At 68.8% G+C, this 20,398-nt stretch carries 16 protein-coding genes; 4 read left to right on the top strand and 12 right to left on the bottom strand.

Annotation, left to right across the window (positions count from 1 at the left end):
• Together prfB and AC3A6X_RS31750 are read right to left on the bottom strand one after the other, a co-directional pair.
• A protein-coding gene (prfB, locus tag AC3A6X_RS31755) for a peptide chain release factor 2 (protein WP_487845912.1) occupies nucleotides 1–1,105 on the bottom strand; the annotation gives its coding sequence in 2 pieces (ribosomal slippage) (nucleotides 1–1,023 and nucleotides 1,025–1,105; 1,104 coding nt in all).
• A gap of 56 nt (nucleotides 1,106–1,161) precedes the next feature.
• Nucleotides 1,162–2,094 carry an alpha/beta fold hydrolase gene (locus AC3A6X_RS31750; RefSeq protein WP_487845911.1) on the bottom strand — a complete coding sequence of 311 codons (933 nt, stop codon included), beginning with the start codon at nucleotides 2,092–2,094 and terminating at the stop codon, nucleotides 1,162–1,164.
• Nucleotides 2,095–2,180: 86 nt separating this feature from the next.
• Here AC3A6X_RS31750 and AC3A6X_RS31745 point away from each other — a divergent pair, with 86 nt between their 5' ends.
• The 3 genes from AC3A6X_RS31745 (at nucleotide 2,181) to AC3A6X_RS31735 (ending at nucleotide 4,354) form a co-directional block, all read left to right on the top strand.
• The gene (locus AC3A6X_RS31745) at nucleotides 2,181–3,242 is read left to right on the top strand and encodes an aldo/keto reductase (protein WP_487845910.1); all 1,062 of its coding nucleotides are present in this window, start codon (nucleotides 2,181–2,183) and stop codon (nucleotides 3,240–3,242) included.
• A 108-nt stretch (nucleotides 3,243–3,350) separates the two neighbouring features.
• Nucleotides 3,351–3,986 carry a glycerol-3-phosphate 1-O-acyltransferase PlsY gene (gene plsY, locus AC3A6X_RS31740; RefSeq protein ID WP_106555767.1) on the top strand — a complete coding sequence of 212 codons (636 nt, stop codon included), beginning with the start codon at nucleotides 3,351–3,353 and terminating at the stop codon, nucleotides 3,984–3,986.
• 14 nt (nucleotides 3,987–4,000) lie between these two features.
• Nucleotides 4,001–4,354 (top strand): RidA family protein, encoded by a 354-nt coding sequence (locus tag AC3A6X_RS31735; protein WP_487845909.1) that lies wholly within the window; start codon nucleotides 4,001–4,003, stop codon nucleotides 4,352–4,354.
• Here the strand turns inward: AC3A6X_RS31735 and AC3A6X_RS31730 are convergent.
• Nucleotides 4,351–4,992, bottom strand: a complete 642-nt coding sequence (locus AC3A6X_RS31730) for a retropepsin-like aspartic protease family protein (protein ID WP_487845908.1) — start codon at nucleotides 4,990–4,992, stop codon at nucleotides 4,351–4,353. The two genes, AC3A6X_RS31735 and AC3A6X_RS31730, sit on opposite strands and share 4 nt — an antisense overlap.
• A 326-nt stretch (nucleotides 4,993–5,318) precedes the next feature.
• On the opposite strand from AC3A6X_RS31730, the gene AC3A6X_RS31725 reads away from it, so the two are divergent.
• Entirely contained in the window at nucleotides 5,319–5,918 is a 600-nt protein-coding gene (locus AC3A6X_RS31725; protein ID WP_487845907.1) for a hypothetical protein, read from the top strand.
• Nucleotides 5,919–5,938: 20 nt separating this feature from the next.
• On the opposite strand, the gene AC3A6X_RS31720 is transcribed toward AC3A6X_RS31725, so the two are convergent.
• The 9 genes from AC3A6X_RS31720 to tssH form a co-directional block, all read right to left on the bottom strand.
• Nucleotides 5,939–6,334: a DUF4150 domain-containing protein gene (locus AC3A6X_RS31720; protein WP_309958976.1), complete on the bottom strand. Its 396-nt coding sequence runs from the start codon at nucleotides 6,332–6,334 to the stop codon at nucleotides 5,939–5,941.
• A 9-nt stretch (nucleotides 6,335–6,343) separates the two neighbouring features.
• On the bottom strand, nucleotides 6,344–7,018 hold the full coding sequence (locus AC3A6X_RS31715; protein WP_487845906.1) for a DUF3540 domain-containing protein: 675 nt from the start codon (nucleotides 7,016–7,018) through the stop codon (nucleotides 6,344–6,346).
• Nucleotides 7,019–7,038: 20 nt separating this feature from the next.
• Complete coding sequence (locus AC3A6X_RS31710) at nucleotides 7,039–8,091, bottom strand: pentapeptide repeat-containing protein (RefSeq protein WP_487845905.1); 1,053 nt, start codon at nucleotides 8,089–8,091, stop codon at nucleotides 7,039–7,041.
• The gene (locus tag AC3A6X_RS31705; protein ID WP_487845904.1) at nucleotides 8,088–10,694 is read right to left on the bottom strand and encodes a DUF2169 family type VI secretion system accessory protein; all 2,607 of its coding nucleotides are present in this window, start codon (nucleotides 10,692–10,694) and stop codon (nucleotides 8,088–8,090) included. Before AC3A6X_RS31705 ends, AC3A6X_RS31710 begins: the two co-directional genes overlap by 4 nt.
• Before the next feature lie 13 nt (nucleotides 10,695–10,707).
• Nucleotides 10,708–13,596, bottom strand: a complete 2,889-nt coding sequence (locus tag AC3A6X_RS31700; protein WP_487845903.1) for a type VI secretion system Vgr family protein — start codon at nucleotides 13,594–13,596, stop codon at nucleotides 10,708–10,710.
• Between the two features lie 24 nt (nucleotides 13,597–13,620).
• Complete coding sequence (locus AC3A6X_RS31695) at nucleotides 13,621–14,994, bottom strand: tetratricopeptide repeat protein (RefSeq protein WP_487845902.1); 1,374 nt, start codon at nucleotides 14,992–14,994, stop codon at nucleotides 13,621–13,623.
• Nucleotides 14,995–15,011: 17 nt separating this feature from the next.
• A complete protein-coding gene (locus tag AC3A6X_RS31690) occupies nucleotides 15,012–16,430 on the bottom strand; it encodes a tetratricopeptide repeat protein (protein WP_487845901.1) in 1,419 nt (472 codons plus the stop codon).
• A 20-nt stretch (nucleotides 16,431–16,450) separates the two neighbouring features.
• On the bottom strand, nucleotides 16,451–17,548 hold the full coding sequence (locus AC3A6X_RS31685; protein WP_487845900.1) for a hypothetical protein: 1,098 nt from the start codon (nucleotides 17,546–17,548) through the stop codon (nucleotides 16,451–16,453).
• Between the two features lie 61 nt (nucleotides 17,549–17,609).
• Nucleotides 17,610–20,306, bottom strand: coding sequence for a type VI secretion system ATPase TssH (gene tssH / locus AC3A6X_RS31680; RefSeq protein ID WP_487845899.1), 2,697 nt, complete (start codon nucleotides 20,304–20,306; stop codon nucleotides 17,610–17,612).
• Between the last annotated feature and the right edge of the window lie 92 nt (nucleotides 20,307–20,398).

Below are 20,398 nucleotides of genomic sequence, written 5' to 3'. Positions count from 1 at the left end.
TCAGACGCCCTGCTTGAGCGAGGCCTCGATGAAGGCGTCGAGGTCGCCGTCGAGCACTTTCTGCGTGGCGGAGATCTCGACGTTGGTGCGCAGGTCCTTGATGCGGCTGTTGTCCAGCACGTAGCTGCGGATCTGGTGGCCCCAGCCGACGTCGGTCTTGCTGTCCTCCAGCTTCTGCTGCTCTTCCTGGCGCTTGCGCATCTCGTGGTCGTACAAGCGCGAGCGCAGGCGCTTCCAGGCCACGTCGCGGTTGCTGTGCTGGCTGCGGCCGTCCTGGCACTGCACCACGATGCCGGTCGGGATGTGCGTGAGGCGCACCGCCGAGTCGGTCTTGTTGATGTGCTGGCCGCCGGCGCCGCTCGCGCGGTAGGTGTCGGTACGCACGTCAGCGGGGTTGATCTCGATCTCGATCGAGTCGTCGATCTCGGGGTAGACGAAGATGCTGGCGAAGCTGGTGTGGCGCCCGCCCGAGGAGTCGAAGGGCGACTTGCGCACCAGGCGGTGCACGCCGGTCTCGGTGCGCAGCAGGCCGAAGGCGTAGTCGCCCTCGACCTTGATGGTCGCGCCCTTGATGCCGGCCGTGTCGCCGGGCGTCTCGTCCTCGATCTGGGTCTTGAAGCCCTTGCGCTCGGCGTACTTCAGGTACTGGCGCAGCAGCATGCTGGCCCAGTCGCAGGCCTCGGTGCCACCGGCACCGGCCTGGATGTCGATGAAGGCGTTGAGCGGATCAGCCGGGTTGTTGAACATCCGGCGGAACTCGAGCTGCTTGATGTCTTCCTCGAGCGAGGCGGCGTCATCGGCGATGGCCTGCAGGCCATCCATGTCGCCTTCTTCCTTCGACATCTCGTAGAGCTCGGTGTTGTCCGAGAGCCCGCTGGTGAGCCGGTCGAGCGTGACGACCACGTCGTCGAGCGCTTTCTTTTCCTTGCCCAGTTCCTGGGCCTTCTTCGGGTCGTTCCAGACGGTGGGATCTTCGAGCGACGCGTTGACCGTCCTCAGACGTTCGGCTTTGGCATCGTAGTCAAAGATACCTCCGTAGGTCGACCGTCCGGGCGCTCAGGTCCGCGAGGGTTGCGCCGATTTGATTGATTTGCTCTGCATCCATGGGGAATCCTGACGGTGTTCGGGGAAAATCGGGGATTTTCTCACGCCCGGCCAGACCTATCGCGCGGCCCTGCTGGCGTCAAGGAATGCCTCGATCAGGGCCGCCACGCGGCCCGGCTGGTCATGGTGCAGCATGTGGCCCGCATCCTGCACCCGTTCCATGCGCACGTCGCGCACCGATTTCAGGCGCTCCTGGAAGTCGGCCAGGGTGTAGCGGCCCTTCCACCAGTGGTCCAGGCTGTCGTCGGAAGCCACCACGGCCAGCACCGGCGCCGCGATGGCGGCATAGAGCGCCAGCGCCTCGTCGACGCGGAACAGGTTGGCGTTGATGATCTTGTGCGCCGGGTCACCCAGGATCTCCCAGCGCTCGCCGCCCTCGGCCTGGGAGCGCGCCACCGACCAGTGGCCGGCCAGCCAGTCGGCCTTGTCCTGCGAGAGGCGCGGGTTGGTCTTCATCAGCCGCCGCGCGACGCCCTCGGGCCCGGGGTAGCTGGCCAGCGCCATCTCGCCGCGGTGCAGGCGCTTGAGCTGGTCGATCCACTTGCCGTAGCGCCCGGGCGCCTCGGCCGGCTGCAGGGGCGCCATGCCGAAGCCCTCGAGGTTGACCAGGCGGCGCACCCGCTGCGGCCGCACGCCGCCGTACTGCATCGCGATATTGCCGCCCATGCTGTGGCCGACCAGGTCGACGGGCGTGTCGCCGGCATAGTGGTCGAGCAGCCAGTCGAGGTCGGCCAGGTAGTCGGGCAGCCAGTAGTTGTCGACCGCGCCGCCCTCGGTCAGGCCGAAGCCGCGCCAGTCGGGGGCGATCACCTGGCGCTCCTCGGCCAGTGCGTCGACCACGAACTGCCAGGAGGCGGCCACGTCCATCCAGCCGTGCAGCAGCACCAGGGGAGGGCGCGCCGGCGAAGGCGTGCCCCAGAGGCGGACGTGGTAGCGCAGGTTGCGGATGGGGACGAACTCGCTGCGGGAGGGGCGGAGGGCTTGGTACATGGCCGATCGATGATACGGACGAGGGCCGGGCCGCGCAGTCCGGCAGCGGACAGCAGGCTGGCGCGGTAGTCGCTAGCATTCCTCGCATGCAAAAAATTCAACTCGGGCAGAGCGATCTGCGCGTCACGCCGATCTGCCTCGGCACCATGACCTTCGGCGAGCAGGTGGACGAGCCCACCGCACACGCCATCCTCCATCGCGCCCTCGAGCGTGGCATCGACTTCATCGACACGGCCGAGATGTACGCCGTGCCGGCCCGCGCCGAAATCTTTGGCGCGACCGAGACCATCATCGGCAACTGGTTCGCGAAGAACCCCGGCGTGCGCGACAAGGTCGTGCTCGCCACCAAGGTGGCCGGCCCCTCGCGCGGCATGCCCTGGGTGCGCGAAGGCGGCGGCATGACGGCGGCCGACATCGCGGCCTCCTGCGAGGGCAGCCTCCGTCGTCTGAATACGGACGTGATCGACCTCTACCAGATCCACTGGCCCGAGCGCCATGTGCCGGCCTTCGGCAACATGTACTACGACCCGGCCCGCGAGACCTCGCGCACCTCCATCCACGAGCAGCTCGAGGCGTTGGCCGGCCTGGTGAAGGCGGGCAAGGTGCGCGCCATCGGCCTGTCGAACGAGACGCCCTACGGCGTGCACGAATTCGTGCGGCTGGCCGAGCAGCACGGGCTGCCGCGCGTGGCCACGGTGCAGAACGTCTACAACCTGCTGAGCCGCGGCGTCGAGAACGGCCTGGACGAGACCCTGCATCGGCTTGGCGTCTCGCTGCTGGCCTATTCGCCGCTGGGCTTCGGCCTTCTGACCGGCAAGTACGACGAGAGCGGCATCACCGGGCCCCATGCGCCGAAGGGCGCGCGCATCGCGCGCTACGAGTCGGTGCGCAAGCAGCGCTGGGGCCGGTCCGAGTCCTTCGAGGCGGCGCGCCGTTACAACGCCCTGGCCCGCGCGATCGGCTTGACGCCCACGCAGTTCGCGCTGGCCTTTTGCCACAGCAAGTGGCAGGTGGCGAGCACCATCATCGGCGTGACCTCGTTGGCCCAGCTCGAGGAGGACCTCGACAGCTGGGACAAGCGGCTGCCGCCCGACGTGCTGGCGGAAGTCGACAAGTTGCGCTGGGAAATGCGCGATCCCGCGATCTGAGGACAGGTCTGCGTGCGACTGCTCGGCGCGAAAACGGTGCAGTGCGCGCTGGCAGAATAGCCGGCCGGTTTGGCGGCCCCTCGGCCGCATGACCCGTCTGGAGATACCGTGAGTTCCTATCTGCCTTCGTTGATCGCGATCGTCCTGTCCTACCTGCTGGGCTCGTTGTCCTTTGCCGTCATCGTCAGCAAGGCGCTCGGCATGTCCGACCCGCGCAGCTACGGCAGCAAGAACCCGGGCGCGACCAATGTGCTGCGCTCGGGCAACAAGGGCGCCGCGCTGGCGACGCTGCTGCTGGACGCGGTCAAGGGCTGGCTGCCGGTCTTCCTGATCCATCACCTGGGCGAGCCCTATGGCCTGGGGGCGGGCACCGCGGCGCTGGCGGGGCTGGCGGCCTTCCTGGGGCATCTCTATCCGGTCTTCTTCGGCTTCCAGGGCGGCAAGGGCGTGGCCACGGCGGCCGGCGCGCTGCTGGGCATCGAGTGGCTGCTGGGGCTCGCTACCGGCACCACCTGGCTGATCATCGCGGTCTTCTTCCGCTATTCCTCGCTCGCCTCGATCGTGGCGGCCTTCTTCGCGCCGGCCTACTACCTGATCGGCGGCGGCATTGCCTGGCCGCTCTCCCGCGAGGTGCTGCTCGCGCTGATCGCGATCAGCCTGCTGCTGATCTGGCGGCATCGGGAAAACATCCGCCGGCTGGCGGCCGGCACGGAGTCCCGGCTGGGCTCCAAAGCCAAGACTTGAGAAAGAAAGCAAACATGGCCCACCTTCAACGCTTCCACGTCGGTCCGCGCCTCTCCGAGATGGCGATCCACAACGGCACCATCTACCTCGCAGGCCAGGTCCCCGACGACACCACGCAGGACATCCGCGGTCAGACCGCGCAGGTGCTGGCGATGGTCGATCGCCTGCTGGCCGAGGCCGGCAGCGACAAGTCGCGCATCCTGATGACGCAGATCTTCCTGGCCGACATCGGCGACATCACCGCGATGAACGAGGTGTGGGACGCCTGGATTCCCGCCGGCAACACGCCGCCGCGTGCCACGGTGCAGGCGGCAATGGCCAATGCGGCCTACAAGATCGAGATCGTCGTGACCGCGGCTGTGGCCTAGAAGCGTTTTTCCAGGACCATCTGGTCGGCATCGCGCCGCATCGAGAAGCGGCTGATGAAGCTGTTGCCCAGCAGCACGTAGGGCATGGGCTGCTGCGACACGATGGCCTCGACGTCGTAGACCTCGACGTCGCCCACCCGCACGGAGTTCAGCCGCACCCGCCAGCCCTGGGCGACGCCGTTGGCGGTGTTCACGCGCACCGGCTGTCCCTTGCTGAAATCGAGCCCGATGCGCTGCGCGTCCGCCGCCGAGAGCGCGACGGTGGTGGCGCCGGTGTCGAGCATGAAATTGACGCTGCGCCCATTGATCGCGCCCTGCGTCATGAAGTGCCCGCCGCTCGAGACCGGCAGCACGATGCGCGTACCGCCGCCGCCGCCGCCACCGTTGCCGCCGATGCTGACGGGCTGGTCCATGCGCAGCGCCACGCGCTTGCCGCCGGCCTCCACCGTGGCCTGCTCGGCCGCCAGCGACAGCAACTTGACGCCCTGGAAGGTCTCGCCCACCGCCACCGTCTTGGGCGCGCTGCCGTCGACGATCAGGATGGCGCGGCTGCCGATGGTGCCGGTCAGCATCACGGACTGGGCTTGCGCGAAGCCGCCTACCGCGGCCAGCAGCATGGGAAGCAGGAGGGCCTTCATCGGGCGTAGGGCCTGTTAACCCATGAATCACCCCCGCGCCGGGGCGGCAAGGGGTGCAGGGCTAGGCGCGGGTCGCAGCCCAGGCTGGCCGCCTGGGCAAGAACCGCAACGACGCCCTGCGCCCCTTGCCGCCCCGGCCCTTCGGGTGGGGCCCCAGAGAGGGCCCACTCGTCGTTGCCAATGCTCGCTGGGTGTCCAACCCAGCTGCGCTTGGCGCCTAGATTGAGCCCTCTCTGGGGCCCCACGCGGGGGCGATTCATGTGTCAACAGGCCCTAGTCTCATGGAGACTTGAGGATACGACCTGATCGATCGTCTAATGGCTGCCATGCTTCGATCTCCCGTGCTGAACTTCAAGGTCCACATCATGATCCTGGCGTCCCTCGCTGCCTACCTTTCCGCCTGCACCGGCCGCGTGCCCGAAGAGCCGGGCGACAAGCCCAGTCCCAAGCTGGCGGAACTGATCAACAGCGCGATCGCGCGCGAGATCGCCGGCATGGACCCGGCAGTGCTGCCCGGCCTGCTGCCGCAGGCGGGCGAGCAGGCGCGCCGGTGGCTGCAGGAGATCTCGCAGGTGGTGGCGCGCTGCCGCTACGGGCCGGGCAACAACTCCAAGTCGAACCTCCTCGAATACGACATCGTGCTGGCCTCCGGCGAGCAGATCACGGGTGTCTACAGCGGCCAGCGCTGCTATTACCCGGTGGCCAGGCCGCTGGTGATGCGCGTGCAGTTCCAGGGCGGGCAGGTGCGCGAGGTGACGACCGACGGGCGCGAGCGCGAGCGTCCGGTGGACGCGTCGCTGGGCGAGATCCAGCAATTCGCCGAGCGCGTGCTGCGCGCCGACTGGAAGCGCAGCCCCGCGCGCTACTTCCGTGCGGCCAAGAGCAGCGACGACGTCGCGCGCGAGTGGGACGTGCGCAAGCCCTAGTGCGCACAGGCGCGTGAAGCTCATGGCGCCAGCAGCAGCAGCAGGGTCTGGCTCGGCACGGTGCGCACGCCCGGGCAGTTGGTGCTGTTCTGCAGCGAGCTGCTGGTCAGCCGCGTCGCCGGCATCCCGTGCAGCAGCACGGTGAATGCACCGGTCAGGTGGCGGCTCGGACCCATCACCGTTCCCGAAGCCACGCCCAGCAGCACGCCGGCGTTGTCGCCGTTGGTCATCGGAATGGTGGTGCCCAGGTTGTGCGCAGGCCCGCCCATCACGAGGATGGTGGGGCAGTTGGGGATGGCCATCGGTCCCATGGCGATGTTGGGGTAGGGCACCGGAATGGGTGAAGGCGCGGCCGGCGTCATGCAGACGTCGGGAAAGCCCATGTCGGTGCCCATGATCTGGCAATTCGCAAACATGCCCGGTCCTCACCCGAAGTGGATCTGGGCGCCGCGCGCCTTGACCAGCTCGCGCCCGTTGACCAGCGCATGCTCGCCCTCCAGGCGCATCAGCTGCTGCGCCTGCACTTCGACGTGCGTGGCACTCACCTTGTCCATGCCGTCGGTGTGGCGCAGGTAGTTCTTGCTGAAGTGCTCCACCCGGTCGACCACGCTCGACAGCAGCGCGCCCACCAGCTTGATGCGCGAGGCCACCAGGCTCAGTTGCCGGGCCACCACGTCGGCGCTGTCGGTGGCCAGGGTGGTGCGGCGCGCGCTGGCGTCCAGCGCCTCGGTGCGCAGCTCGATGCGCGCCGCATTCAGCGCGAGCGTGCCGCCTCTGACCTCCAGCCGCGTGTCGCCATCGCATTGCAGCACCTGCGGCACGCCCTCTTCGCGCTGGAGCACCGCAAGCACCCAGGTTTCTCGTGGCGCGACGCGCAGGCAGGCGACGCTGTCGCCGGCGGCCGGCGCCAGCAGGCAGCTCGCGGCGCGCGTGGCCTGCAGGCGCAGGCTGCCGCTTTGCACGACCAGCGCGCCGCCTTCGGCCTCGGTCACCGTGCCGACGCACCATTGGCCGGCCAGGGGCTGGTCCGGGGCCGCAGGCGCGCCCGGCGTGCGGCGGCGCTTGCGGCTGGGAACGGAAGAGGAAAGGGGTTCGCTCATGGATTGCCTCGCGGAAAAACTCATGTGGCCAGGGGCTGCCAGCGTTCGGCCGCCTGCAGTTCGGGGTCGGTCTCGATCGCGCTGGCGCGGTCGCTCATCAGCGCCTGCTCGGTCAGGCTGCCGTGCAGCACGGTGCGCGTCATGCGGGCGCCGCGCAGGTCCGCGCCGCTCAAGTCGGCGTGCCGGAAGTCGGCATAGGTCAATTCGGCGTTCTGCAGTTGGGCGCCGCCGAGCACCGCACCGGCGAAATGCGCCTGGTGCAGCTGGCAGCCGTTGAAGCGCGACCGCGGCAGGCGCGCGCCGGTGAACAGGGCCTGGCGCAGATCGGCGCCGCTGAAGTCCACGCCGGTGCCGGCCGCGTCGCAAAAGAGCGAGGCCGGCGCGCCGGCCTGCACGAAGCGCGCACCGTCGAGCTGCGCACCCTGGAAGTTGCATTGGCGCAGGCCCACGCCGCTGAAGTCCGCGCCCGCCAGGTCGGCAAAGGAGAACTGGCAGCCTTCCAGCTGCAGGCCGTCGAAGGACTTGTTCTTCAGCGACGTGCGGAAGAAGTTGTTGCGCAGCATGCGCGCGCCCACCCAGCTCAGCTGCGTGAGGTCGCATTCGCTGGTGGTGGTGTATTGCCAGCTGGTGTCGTCCAGGCACACATCGAGCAGCGAGGACTGGCTCAGCAGCGCCGAATCCAGGCAGACGGCGCGCAGCACCGCGTGGTCGAGCTTGCACTTCGACACGGTGGCCATGGCCAGCATCGCGTCGGAAAGCTGGACATGGACGAGATCGCACTCGGCGAACACCGCGCCGTGCAGGTCGCAGCGGCGCAGGTCGGCATGATCGAGCAGGCAGCGGTTGAACACGGCGCGGCGCATCTGCGCGCCGGTGGCGAGCATGCCGCGCAGGTCGCACTGGTCGAACACCGCCTCGCGCAGGTCGGCGCCGCGCAGGTCGGCCTCGGCCAGGTTCACGCGGGTGAACACGCCGCCGCCCAGGCCCAGGCGCGCGTAGGCGCCCTTGCTCAGGTCCTGCCCCTCGAGGGTCTCGCCCATCGAGACGGCCAGCGTGAGCAACAGCGGCGTCATGGCATGGACTCCTGCTGCTCGCGGGTGAGGCGCGGCCATGTGCGCGCGCGGGTGAGCAGCGCGCCGTCGAGCCGCGTGGCACCGTCCAGGCGCACGCGGGCCAGGTCGGCGCCGAAGAGGTTGGCGCGCCGCAGGTCGGTGCCGCGCAGGTCGGCATGCTGCAGGATCGCGTCGCGCAGGTCCACGCCCGAGAGATTGGCGCCGGCGCAGTCGGCGCGGCGCAGCAACGCGCCCTGGGCCAGGGCCAGCCGCAGGTCGGCGCCTCGCAGGCGGGCGCCGGACAGGTTGGCGCCCGCCAGCAGCGCGCGCACCAGCCGTGCGCCACCCAGCTCGCTGCCGCCGAAATTGAACCGCCGCAGGTCGGCCTCGCTGAGGTCCGCGCGCGCCAGGCTGCAGCCCTTGACCGCCACCGCGCCGGCCGCCTTCGCACCGCCCATCATCACGCCGTCCAGCCGGCAATTGACGAAGGTGGTGCCTTCCAGCACCGCGGCGCGCATGTCCAGGCCGGCGAGTTCGCAATCGATGAAGTTGCAGGACGAGAGGCGCGCGCCCGGCCAGCGCATGCCTTGCAGGTCGAGCTTGTAGAAGGTCTGGCCCTCCAGGTCGGCTTCGCTCCAGTCGGCCTCGCCCCACGTGCTTTCGAGCAGATTGGCCTTGGTGAAACGGGCGCGCCGGGCCTGCGTGCCGGCGAAGCTGCAGCGCATGAGCATCGCGTCGGAGAAGTCGGCACCATCGAACACCGCGCCGGCCATTCGGGCGCGGCCGAGATTGGCCCTGCGGAAATCGGTGCCGATGGCCGTCGCGCCATCCAGCTTGGCGTGCGCGAGCACGGCGCTCTGGAACTTGGCGCCCGACAGATTGGCGCCGCGAAAGTCCGCGCTTTCCAGCCAGGCCTCGCGAAAGTCCACACCGCGCAGGTCCAGCCCGGAGAAATCGGCGCCGGTGAAGTCGGCGGAAAAGAAGCACCGGATGCCGGCCTTCACCGCCCGCGCCACCTCGTCGCGCAAGCCCGCGGCCTCGGCCGCCGGCATCGGGTGGGCCGGCGGCTGCACGTGCGCGGCCTGCAGGTAGCCGGCGCGGTGCGTTTCCTGGAGCATGTAGAGCTTGCGCACCAGCGGCGGCAGTTCGAGCGGCGGCTTCAGGTCCTTCGAGGCGGCCTGGATCTGCGCGAGCTGCGCCGGCGCACTGAAGGTCGGCGGGCCGCGGTGGCTCAGCTCGGACAGCGGCACGCCCTTGGCCGCCGCCACCGCCAGTCCCTTCTCGAGCAGGCTGAGCGCATCGTCCACCGCAGCCCATTGCTGCAGCTGCGCTTCCTTGAGCTTGGCCTCCATGTAGGCGGGCAAGGCGTCGCCCGTGGGCAACGGCTCGGGCGGCGGCATGCGGATGCCCAGCGCGTCCGGGTCCTTGCCCATCGCGCGCACCTTGTCGCGCGCCATCTCCACGTCGAGCTCGGCGCGCCGGTACTGCGCCTTGCCCTGCAGGCCCTCCATGGCGAAGGGGGCCTTGGCCTCCTCCACCGCCGGGTCCGCGGTCGCGATGCCTTCGGGCAGCAGGTCGCTGTCGATCAGCGAATAGATGGCGCCCAGCGTGGGGTGGGCGCGGCGCGCGACCGCTTGCAGGTAGTGCGCATCGTCGCGAGCCTGGCCCACACGCTCGACGGCGCCGAGCAGGCTGGCCACGTCGGACGCGTCGTCGGTGCCGATCTCGGCCAGGCCCTGGAAGATCGCGATGCAGCGCTCGGCATGCGGGAAGAACCACAGCGTGGTCAGGCGCAGCGGCACCTCGCGGATCTTGGGTTCGCCCTCGGGCATGGCATAGCCGACGAAGACACGCGCGCGCAGCCCGGGCAGGCGGCCTTCGAGCAGCGGCCGCGTCGGGTGCATGTGGTGGAAGGAGAAGGTTTCGTCGCCCACCAGCGGCGTGTCCATCCACTGGTCGGACGGGGCCAGGTTGAAATAGCGCCAGTCGGTGTCGGGCGCGAAGCCGGGCGCGTGCTGCTCCATGTAGTCCGCGTCGTAGGTGCCGCGCAAGGCCACGCGTTGCGGATGCATCGGGTCGAGCGCACCGAAGCCGGCCGGCGCAATGGCCTGGTCGGGGTGCCGCAGCCTGTCGCCCGGCAGTTCGAGGTTGGGCAGCGGCAGCACGCCACCCTGTGCCAGGCGGCCGCGGCCGGCCGGGTTCGATGGGAAATCGGGGCCGCCGTAGGCGCGCGACCAGTCCAGCGGCATCGAGGCGAAGGGGGCGGGCGCGCCGGGATGGTCGCCATTCCAGCTGCGGTCGCCGAAGGCCAGCACGGTCTTCTCGCACCCGCCCACGCGGGCCCGCACGGCGCAGGCGTTCTGGTGGGCGGGCTGGCCGGCCGGCGGATGCGCATGGCCGTGCACCAGGAATTCGGGCGTGAGCTTGGACACGCCCTCGTCGATCATCGGCTGCGCCATCTCCCTCGCCACGAAAGCCCACATCGACTGCTCGGCCCACAGGGTGCCCCGTTCGCCCTGGTCGAAGGGCAGGTGGAGATAGGCGCTGACGCACAGGCCGAAGCGCTTGCGGAACTCGATGGGGCGCGTCGACAGTCCGAGCGCCTGTGGCTTGAGGACTTGCATGAGAGCGCTGCTTTCAGCCTCCGCCGCCGCCTGCGCCGCCACCGCCGCTACCACCACCACCGCCGCCCCCACCACCCGCGCCGCCGCCGGTGCTCGGTGGGGTGGCGGGCGATGCGATGGGGGTGCCGTCCGCATTGGTCGTGGCGCCCTCGCCGGCCAGCTGTCCGGCGCCAATGGCATCGCCGCCGGTGAACATCTCCAGGAACACCTGCAAGCCCGTTCCCACCACCGGTACCGCCCCGAGGATGCCGTGGTTGCGCCGCATGTTGGTGAGCATCGCCAGCGAGCTCAGGCGCCCCGCGAGGCCGGTCATGCCGGCCGCCTGCGCCTCGGCTGCAGCCTCGGTCAGGGCCTGCGCCGCATCGGCGTACTGCGTGAGCGTCGCGCCGATGTCGGCGAAGGCGCTCCCTGCGCCAGCCACCGCGCCCAGCGCGCCCGCCACCGCGGCGCCCGTGGCGGGCCCGCCGCCGCCGCCGGGCGAAATGGTCTTCAGCGGCGTGAGGTTGACGTCGGCCGTGGAGATCGACTTGATCTCCGGCGCCACGCAGTTGACGAGCTTCACTCCCAGCGTGTTCTCGATGAACACGCCGCCGTTGTTGCTCATGGCCAGCGCCAGCGCGTTCTCGATGCTCAGGCCCATGAAGGTGGAGCGGTTGATGCCCAGGTTGGCCTCGCTGTTGGTGCCGATGTAGCCGCTGGTGTTGGGCCCCAGGATGGTGGTGTTGGAGCCGATGGCCGTCTGGTCGATGTTGCCGACCGACATCATCTCGATGCCGGTGTTGCTCATCAGCTTGATCTTGTTGGCCATCAGGTTCAGCGGGCCGGTCGGCACCGTGATGTTCTTGGAGCTGGAGCCCGTGACCATCCAGTCGATGTGCGGGGTCTCGAAGCTCATCGAGCCCGCCTTGTAGGTGAGCTTGCCCGTCACCGACACCGTCTGGTTGCCCACCACGGTATGCGTTTCGCCCGCGCGGTACGTGGTCTTGCGCGCGCCCACCACGTCGACCGTGCTGGTGCCGCCCACGGTGAGCGCGTCGTTGGCGTCGATGAAGCTCGTGCGGTTGCCGACCACCTGGTTGTTCTGCGCGCCCTTGACGGTGTTCTTCTGGTCCACCACCACCATGTTGGTGTCGTTGCGCGTCACCGTGTGCTTGCGGTCGCGGTCCACCAGGCTGGTCTGGTCGCGCTTGACGGTGATGGACTGGTCCCGGTCCACGCTGGTGGAATCGTCGCGTTCCACGCTCCGGCTCATGTCCAGCTCGGCGTGGATCGACAGCATCTCCTCGCCCTTCTTGTCCTCGAACATGATCTCGTTGTAGTTGCCGGCATTGCCGCCCGGCGTCGAGCGCGTCCTGAAGCCGCTCTGCGTCGGCGACTTGTACGGGATGAACTGCTCGTCGTTGTAGAGCCTGCCCACGATGACGGGCCGGTCCACGTCGCCGTTGAGGAAGTCGACCAGCACCTCCTGCCCGATGCGCGGGATGAAGTAGCCGCCCCACCCCTTGCCGCCCCAGGGCTGCGACACGCGCACCCAGCAGGTGGACTTCTCGTTGCGCTTCTCGCTGCGGTCCCAGTGGAAGTGCACCTTCACGCGGCCGTGCTCGTCCACGTGCAGCTCCTCGCCCTTGGGGCCCACCACGATGGCCGACTGCGGCCCGGGCATGGTCACGCGCGGCGTGAGCCGGGGCGGCCTGAAGGGCGCATCGAGCGGGAACACGGTCAGCAAGAAGGTGCAGATGCCGCGCTCGCCGGTGCGCATCTGCGGCGTGTCGTCCAACAGCTCGTGCAGCACGCCGAGCGTGTCGGCATTGACCGCGTCGTCGGCCAGCGCCTCCTCCAGCAGCTGGCCGACGGTGCGCGGCTTCTCGCGGAACTCCAGCGCCTCGTAGCCCGGGTGCGTCACGATGAAGGTGCAGGCGCCGATCACGTAGTCGCCGTCGCGCGTGCCGTCGGGGTCGCCCTCGTAGCTGAAGCTGCGGCCGGCCGCCACGTCGGGCCAGGAGGTCAGCGCCCACTGGCGGTCGCGCCGCGCCACCAGCTCTTCGCCGCGGATCTTGGCCGTCTTGTCGGCATCGTCGCTGGTGAAGTAGCCGCCGGGGAACTCGAAGACCTCGAGGTCGGCCAGCTCGTGCGTGTCGGCGGCGTCCATGTCGGCGCCCAGCTTCTTCTTGATGGCCTTGAAGTCGCTGTCGCGCGTCGAATGCTTGCCGGTGTCGAAGCGCCTGGCGCTGATCCAGCGCGTGATCTCGTTGAAGCGCCCTTCGCCCGCGGTGTCTTCGACCCATTTCAGCGTGTCGGTCACCGGCAGCTTCTGGTGCGCCACGTCGCTGCTGTCGGCCAGGTGCATGGTGCCGGGGGCCTCGTGCGCGTCGAACCAGTAGTAGATGCCCTCGTCCTCCAAAAGGCGCGAGAGGAAGGCGTAGTCGCTTTCCTGGTACTGCACGCAGTAGCGGCGGGCGTTGTGCGTGCCGATCACGTTCTCGCTCTTGACCTTCTTGAAGCGCTTGACCGGGCTGTCCTCGAACACCGCATCGAGCACGTCGAGCACCGGCTTGTCCTGCTGGATCCAGGAGTTCTGGCGCTTGCTCAGCAGCCAGAACCAGGAGCGCAGCTGGATGCGGTACTCGAAGTGGCGCCCCACCTGCGAGGTGCGCATGAAGCGCACCGCATGGCCCTCGCAGTGGCGCTCGTGCTTGCCGCCGCCTTCGTCCAGGAACTCGATCGCCACGTCGAAGGCGCGGCCGAGGATGTCCTTGGCGTCGATCTGCTGGTTCTTCGACAGCACCGACAGCTCGTACACCGAGGGCCGGGAGAGTCCCTCGTGGCCCACCACGCTCCAGAACATCAGTTCGCCGTTGACCGGCGAGTCGCTCTTGATGGTGAACTGGATATCTTCAGCCATGGCTTCGCTTTCTGCTTTATCGCCTTAGTCCGGAGAGGACGAACGAGGTGCTTCCTTTTTGCATGAGACCACCCAGCCCTCCACCGGCGTGCCGGCCTCCACGCGCAGTTGCACCTGCTGCAGCCCCTCGACCGCCAGGCCCGCGGCTGCGAGCACCTCGCGCAGGTAGCTGTCGCAATGGCTGTAGCGGCCGTGAGGGTGCAGACGGAAGCCGGCGCCCTCGTCGCCGGCCAAGGCCTCGACGGTGAAGACCAGCCAACCCGCCGGCCGCAAGATTTCTGCCGCCGCGCGGAAGAAGGTTCGCAGCTCGCCAAAATAGATCAGCGTGTCGGCCGAGACGATGAGGTCGCGGGAGGCTGGTTCGGCGGCCTCGAGGTAAGCGGTGAGCTCGGCCTTCGTCAGCGTGTCATAGGCCTGCCGCAGCCGCGCCTTGTCGAGCATCTGCTGCGACAGGTCGACACCGGCCAGGTGTCGCGCGTACGGTGCGATCAGCGGCCCGCACAAGCCGGTGCCGCAGCCGGCATCCAGCACGTCCAGCGCGCGCCGCGGCTCGCCCAGGTGCTGCGCCACGGCCTCGGCGACCTGCGCCGGCCCGCGGTAGTCCAGCCGCGCCAGCGTGTCGTCGAAGGTGTTGGCAAAGGCATTGAAGGTGCGCTCCAGGTAGGCGTCGGCGGCGCGTTCCGGCACGGCCTCGCCCGAGCAGCCGGCGAGATGATGGAGCGCCGTCGGGTCGCCGGGGTCCCGAGCCAGCCAGTCGCGATAGACCTGCGCCGCCGCGTCCAGCTGTCCGAGCCTGCGGTAGACCAGGCCCAGCATGGGGCGCGCCATCAAGAGGTCGGGGTTCAGGCGCAGGGCCTCGTCCAGGCAGCCCAGTGCCTCATCGTTGCGCGCCAGGCGCAGCAGCACGCGCCCGAGGTTGGCATGGACTTCGGCCTTGTCCGGGGCGAGTGCGACGGCGCGGCGCAGCGTGGACTCCGCTTCCTCGAGCCGCCCCCGGTCGCCCTGCAGCACGCCGAGGTTGTTGTGAATGTCTGCGCGTTCCGGCGCCAGCCGCATCGCCTGGTCATAAGCCTCGGCAGCCGCGTCCTTCTGGCCGCTCAGCAGCAGCACGTTGCCGAGATTGCTGTACCAGCCGAACTGCTCGCCGTTCAGCGCGATGGCCGCGCGGATCAGCTCGATCGCCCGCGCATGGTCGCCGCGCTGGTGCACCGCCAGACCCTGGAAATGCAGCGCCTCGGCATGGTCAGGCGCCGCCGCGAGGATGCGCCCGTAGGCCTGCTCTGCCTCGTCGAGACTGCCTGCGTCGTGCAGTTCCCGCGCTTGGGCGAATTCCAGCTCGAGGTCCGGTGCTTCGGCCAGCGGCGTCGCTGGGTCGATCGAATGGGAGGGGTGGCTCATCGGCGTCTTGCTCCTTGTCATCGTGACGACAGTGAGTGACTTGGCAGCCCCACCGGTTCCGCGCCGTCGCCGGGCGCCTCTTTCCTGCACGACACCACCCAGCCCTCCACCGGCTTGCCGCTTTCCATGCGCAGCTGCGCGCGCTCCAGCCCCTCGACCGCCAGGCCGGCGGCCGCGAGCACCTCGCGCAGGTAGGCTTCGCGATGGCTGTAGCGACCGTGCGGATGGAGCTGGAAGCCCCCCGCACCGTCACCGAGCAAGGCCTCCACGGTGAAGAACAGCCAGCCCTGCGGTCGCAAGGCCCGCGCGGCCGCGTCGCAGACCCCCTGCAGTTCGCCGAAGTAGCACAAGGTGTCGGCCGAGACGATCAGGTCGTAGCGGGCCGGCGCCGCGTCCCGCAGGAAGGCCATGAGCTCGGCCTTGGCGAGCGCGTCGTACACCTGCCGGTGCTCGGCCTTGGCCAGCATGCCCTGCGACAGGTCCACGCCCTCCAGCCGCTGTGCATAGGGCGCCAGCAGCGGGCCGCACAGGCCGGTGCCGCAGCCGGCGTCGAGCACGGCGAGCGCGCGCTGCGGCGTGCCGAGCCGTTCGGCAACCGCCGCTTCGATCAGTTGCGGCGCGCGGTAGTGCAGGTGCGCCAGCTTGGACTCGAAGCTCTCGGCGAAACCGTCGAACACCTTCTCGATGTAGGCATCCGCGGCGCGCTCGGGCACCGCATCGCCCGAGCAGGCCGCGAGATGGTGCCGTGCCTCGGGGTTGTCGGGCTCCTCGGCAAGCCAGTCGCGGTACACCTGCGCGGCCTCCGGGACGCGGCCGGCCATGCAGTAGGTCATGCCGAGCGCATGGCGCGCCTTGATGTGATCGGGCTGGAGCAGCACCGCCTCGCAGAGCACCACCAGCGCCTCGTCGGTGCGCTCCAGCGCGTTGAGCAGACGGCCCAGGTTGGACAGCGCATCGGCGAACCTCGGGTTCAGCGCGATGGCGCGGCGGTAGGCCGCTTCGGCCTCCGCGGGCCGCTGCTGCGCGCGCCGCAGCACGCCGAGGTTGTTGTGGACCTCGACCAGATCCGGCGCCAGGCGCACCGCCTGCTCGTAGGCATCGGCCGCGGCGTCGACCTGGCCGGCTTCCAGCAGCACATTGCCCAGGTTGTTCCAGATGCCGGGCTCGCCGGGCGCGAGCGCAAGGGCACGGCGGATCAACTGCAGTGCCTCGCCGCTGTCGCCCTGCTGGTGCCGCGCCACGCCCAGCGCACCCAGCGCGGCGACATGTTCCGGCCGGGCCTGCAGCACGGCGCGGTAGATGCCTTCGGCTTCGGCCGCCCGGCCGTCGCGGTGCACGGTCTGCGCGATCTCGAACGCCTGCTCGATCGTGAAGCGGCGCTCCCGCGGGGCGGTGGCCTCCTCGGCCCCAGGCGCGAGCGTTTTCTTGTGGCGCATAAGTCCGCGTCGTCTTCGACTCAAAAAATCTGGGTGTTGGTCAAGTTCCTGACGACGGCGACTCCGGCACCCGGGAAGAACTCGCTATACCCCAGGTTCACGCAGGTCGCGTGGTCCTGCTCCGAGAGAACAGTTCCGGGATCGGTGAGATCGACAAAGCCGTGGGCATCCCTCACCACCGTCTGCGAGGGCCGTATTTCACCGCGCTCCAGCCGAGTGACCTTGTCGCTGCGAAACAGGCGCTTCTTGGTGATGATCGTGACTTTCCTGGCGGCCACGCTGGCATGCTTGACCAGGGTAAAGCCCCAATGGCCAGCCGCGTCGCGCAAACCGAAAACCGCGCCCCAAGGTGCCACCGTGAGCTTGGTAAGGTTCGGATTGACCTCGAGCCGCTGCTCCAGCTGCTGGGCCAGCGTCGTGGTCTTGAAGGTGTTGTACCTGAGGCGATCGGTGTCATCGGCAGCCGCTGGATTCAGCTCGCTGATGTAATCGGACTTGCCCACCGAGCCCACGAATTTCACCGTGGCGCCACGCCCCAGAAGCCGGCGCCATGCGGCCTCGGTGGTTTCGTTGGCCAAGAGCGGCATCGCCACGCCGGAGCCGGGGTCGACACCACCGTGGTACAGGCTTGGGGTCGCGGCAGCGCCGATCGCAAACACCGAGCAGCCATTGATGCCGGCAGTGAAAAACAAGCTGGGATTGGCCACCGGGGCGATACCGAGACCGGCAAAGTTGATCACCGGACTGGTGGCAACGTCCGAAATCTTGAGCTTCAGGATCTTGCCGCTGAACCAGGGCAGAAACCAGCACGGCACCCAGCCCAGCCGCGACGCGACGCTCGGCAATTGGGCTGGCGTTCGTGTGACAAAGGTCAGGGCACCCACGAAGTCGCGCTCTACCGGGCCGAGCTTGATGAAGCGAATCATGTCGTCCACCTGGGTGATCTTCATCTTGTCGCCGAACGCCCCACCCCTGAGCTGCGCGTTCGTGAACATCGACACATCACCGTGAGGCGGAGCAATCGGCGTCGAGCGCAGGACCGCCTGCTTCATCTGGTAGGTGCCGTTCAAGAGAACATTCGTGACGCGATCGACCGTTTCCTGACTGGCTAAAGGCATGGTGTGAGCTCCTCTCTTCTGGCCGGCGCGCGCGTGTTCTCGGGCTTCAGCTTCAACGTCATCATTGCGGTGCCCCGGCATCGAACGCATAGCTGAAGTTGCCATCGGCGACACCCACGCGCACCCCCTCGATGGGCTTGCCTTCCATCATCCGGTTCAGGAACTCGCGGCTGACGTCGGGCAGCATCGTGTTGGTGAGGATCGCGTCGATCATCCGGCCGCCCGATTCGCTTTCGGTGCAACGGCTCACCACCAGCTTCACCACGTCGTCGCCGTACTCGAAGGGGATCTGGTAGCGCGCCTCCACCCGCTTCTTGATGCGCTTCAACTGCAGCTCGACGATCTTGCCGAGCATCTCGTCGGACAGCGGGTAGTAGGGGATGGTGACCAGCCGGCCCAGCAGCGCGGGCGGGAAGATCTTGAGCAGCGGCTCGCGCAGCGCCTTGGCCATGCCTTCCGGGTCGGGCATCAGCTCCGGGTCCTTGCACAGGCTGGCGATCAGGTCGGTGCCGGCGTTGGTGGTGAGCAAAATCAGCGTGTTCTTGAAGTCGATGCTGCGGCCTTCGCCGTCTTCCATGAAGCCCTTGTCGAAGACCTGGAAGAACAGCTCGTGCACGTCGGGGTGGGCCTTCTCCACCTCGTCCAGCAGCACCACGCTGTAGGGGCGGCGGCGCACGGCTTCCGTGAGCACCCCTCCCTCGCCGTAGCCCACGTAGCCGGGCGGCGCGCCCTTGAGCGAGCTGACGGTGTGCGCCTCCTGGTACTCGCTCATGTTGATGACGATCATGTTCTGCTCGCCGCCGTACAGGGCCTCGGCCAGCGCGATCGCGGTCTCGGTCTTGCCCACGCCGGAGGTGCCGGCCAGCATGAAGACGCCGATCGGCTTGCCCGGGTTGTCCAGGCCGGCGCGCGCGGTCTGGATGCGCTTGGCGATCATCTCCATCGCGTGGTCCTGGCCGATCACGCGCTGGCCCAGCAGCCTGGGGAGGTTGAGCACGGTCTCGATCTCGTTGCGCTGCATGCGGCCGACGGGGATGCCGGTCCAGTCGGCCACCACCGAGGACACGGCCTGCGAATCCACCGAGGGCAGGATCAGCGGGGACTCGCCCTGCACGCTGCTGATCTTCGCCTGCAGCTCGTGCAGCTCGGCCAGCAGTGCGGTGCGATCCGGGGCAGCGCCCTCGGCGGTCGCCGCATCGACCGCCTTGTTGCCTTCGCGCAGCTGCGCCCGTAGCGTCAGCAGCCGGTCGACCAGCCCCTTCTCTTCCTTCCAGCGCGCATCGAGCTTCTCCAGCTGCGCCTTCGATTCGGCCAGCAGCGACTGCACCTGCGCCGAGCGCTTGCTCACGTCGATGCCGATCGCCTCCTCGCGGCCGATGATCTCCTGCTCCACCGTCAGCGCCTCGATGCGGCGCTGGCAGTCCTCCACCTCCGGCGGCATGGCGTGCTGCGAGACCGCCACCCGCGCGCAGGCGGTGTCGAGCAGGCTCACCGCCTTGTCGGGCAGCTGGCGCGCGGGGATGTAGCGGTGCGACAGCTTCACCGCGGACTCGATGGCCTCGTCCAGCAGCTGCACGCGGTGGTGCTTCTCCAGCACGCTGGCGACGCCGCGCAGCATCAGGATGGCCTTGGTCTCGTCGGGCTCGGGCACTTGCACGACCTGGAAGCGCCGCGTCAGCGCCGGGTCCTTCTCGATGTACTTCTTGTACTCGGCCCAGGTGGTGGCGCCGATGGTGCGCAGGTTGCCGCGCGCGAGCGCGGGCTTCAGCAGGTTGGCCGCATCGCCGGTGCCGGCCGCGCCGCCCGCGCCCACCAGCGTGTGGATCTCGTCGATGAACAGGATGATCGGCGTGGGCGAAGCCTGCACCTCGTCGATCACCTGCCGCAGCCGCTGCTCGAATTCGCCCTTCATGCTGGCACCGGCCTGCAAGAGGCCGATGTCCAGCGTGAGCAGCTTCACCTCCTTGAGCTGCGGGGGCACGTCGCCGCGCGCCAGTCGCTGCGCGAAGCCTTCCACCACCGCGGTCTTGCCGACGCCCGCTTCGCCCGTGAGCAGCGGGTTGTTCTGACGGCGCCGCATCAGGATGTCGACGATCTGGCGGATTTCCTCGTCCCGCCCGGTCACCGGATCCATTTCCCCCTTCTTCGCCTTCTCCGTGAGGTCGACAGCAAACTTCTTGAGCGCATCGCCCTTGCCCATGGCGGCGGGGGCCATCGCGCCGGTGTCTTCGCCAGGCGCGCCGCTGCCCATGCCGGTGCCGTCTTGCGCGCGCATCTTCGATTCGGGCGACGGGTCGCAGATCTTCGCGAAGTTGTCGGCCAGGTCCTCGACCTTGACCTTCTCGAACTGCTTCGACATGCCCAGCAGCGGGTTGCGCAGGCTGGGCGTCTTCAGCATGCCCACCAGCAGGTAGCCGGTGCGCACCTGCGCCTCGCCGAACTGCAGGGTGGCATAGGTCCAGGCGCGCTCGATCGCGTTCTCGATGTGCGGCGAGAAGTCGCTGATGGCGGTGGCGCCGCGCGGCAGTCGGTCGAGCGCGGCCGTCATGTCCTTGGCGATTACCGAGATGTCCAGCCCGTAGTGCTGGATCGCGCGGTGCAGGTCGGAGTCCTGCGACTGCAGCAGCTGGGCGAACCAGTGCTCCAGTTCCACATACGGATTGCCCCGCATCTTGCAGAACACCGTGGCGCCCTCGATCGCCTTGTAGGCGAGCGAATTGAGCTTGCCGAACAGGGCCGTACGGCTGATTTCACTCATGATGCCTCCTGTAGAGCCGCCTCAAAGGAGGCATGCGCCCCCTCGGGGGGCAGTGAACGAATGTGAGCTGGGGGTCCATGGAATCTCCTCGT

This window comes from Variovorax sp. Soil_C_12 (genome assembly GCF_057657375.1).
This window is presented reverse-complemented; position numbering and strand designations above follow the sequence as displayed.

What these genes read in the sequence shown, in the direction of transcription:
- AC3A6X_RS31750 (WP_487845911.1), bottom strand. Translation starts at nt 2,094, where the DNA reads ATGTACCAAGCCCTCCGCCCCTCCCGCAGCGAGTTCGTCCCCATCCGC.
- AC3A6X_RS31745 (WP_487845910.1), top strand. Translation starts at nt 2,181, where the DNA reads ATGCAAAAAATTCAACTCGGGCAGAGCGATCTGCGCGTCACGCCGATC.
- AC3A6X_RS31735 (WP_487845909.1), top strand. Translation starts at nt 4,001, where the DNA reads ATGGCCCACCTTCAACGCTTCCACGTCGGTCCGCGCCTCTCCGAGATG.
- AC3A6X_RS31730 (WP_487845908.1), bottom strand. Translation starts at nt 4,992, where the DNA reads ATGAAGGCCCTCCTGCTTCCCATGCTGCTGGCCGCGGTAGGCGGCTTC.
- AC3A6X_RS31725 (WP_487845907.1), top strand. Translation starts at nt 5,319, where the DNA reads ATGCTTCGATCTCCCGTGCTGAACTTCAAGGTCCACATCATGATCCTG.
- AC3A6X_RS31720 (WP_309958976.1), bottom strand. Translation starts at nt 6,334, where the DNA reads ATGTTTGCGAATTGCCAGATCATGGGCACCGACATGGGCTTTCCCGAC.
- AC3A6X_RS31715 (WP_487845906.1), bottom strand. Translation starts at nt 7,018, where the DNA reads ATGAGCGAACCCCTTTCCTCTTCCGTTCCCAGCCGCAAGCGCCGCCGC.
- AC3A6X_RS31710 (WP_487845905.1), bottom strand. Translation starts at nt 8,091, where the DNA reads ATGACGCCGCTGTTGCTCACGCTGGCCGTCTCGATGGGCGAGACCCTC.
- AC3A6X_RS31705 (WP_487845904.1), bottom strand. Translation starts at nt 10,694, where the DNA reads ATGCAAGTCCTCAAGCCACAGGCGCTCGGACTGTCGACGCGCCCCATC.
- AC3A6X_RS31700 (WP_487845903.1), bottom strand. Translation starts at nt 13,596, where the DNA reads ATGGCTGAAGATATCCAGTTCACCATCAAGAGCGACTCGCCGGTCAAC.
- AC3A6X_RS31695 (WP_487845902.1), bottom strand. Translation starts at nt 14,994, where the DNA reads ATGAGCCACCCCTCCCATTCGATCGACCCAGCGACGCCGCTGGCCGAA.
- AC3A6X_RS31690 (WP_487845901.1), bottom strand. Translation starts at nt 16,430, where the DNA reads ATGCGCCACAAGAAAACGCTCGCGCCTGGGGCCGAGGAGGCCACCGCC.
- AC3A6X_RS31685 (WP_487845900.1), bottom strand. Translation starts at nt 17,548, where the DNA reads ATGCCTTTAGCCAGTCAGGAAACGGTCGATCGCGTCACGAATGTTCTC.
- tssH (WP_487845899.1), bottom strand. Translation starts at nt 20,306, where the DNA reads ATGAGTGAAATCAGCCGTACGGCCCTGTTCGGCAAGCTCAATTCGCTC.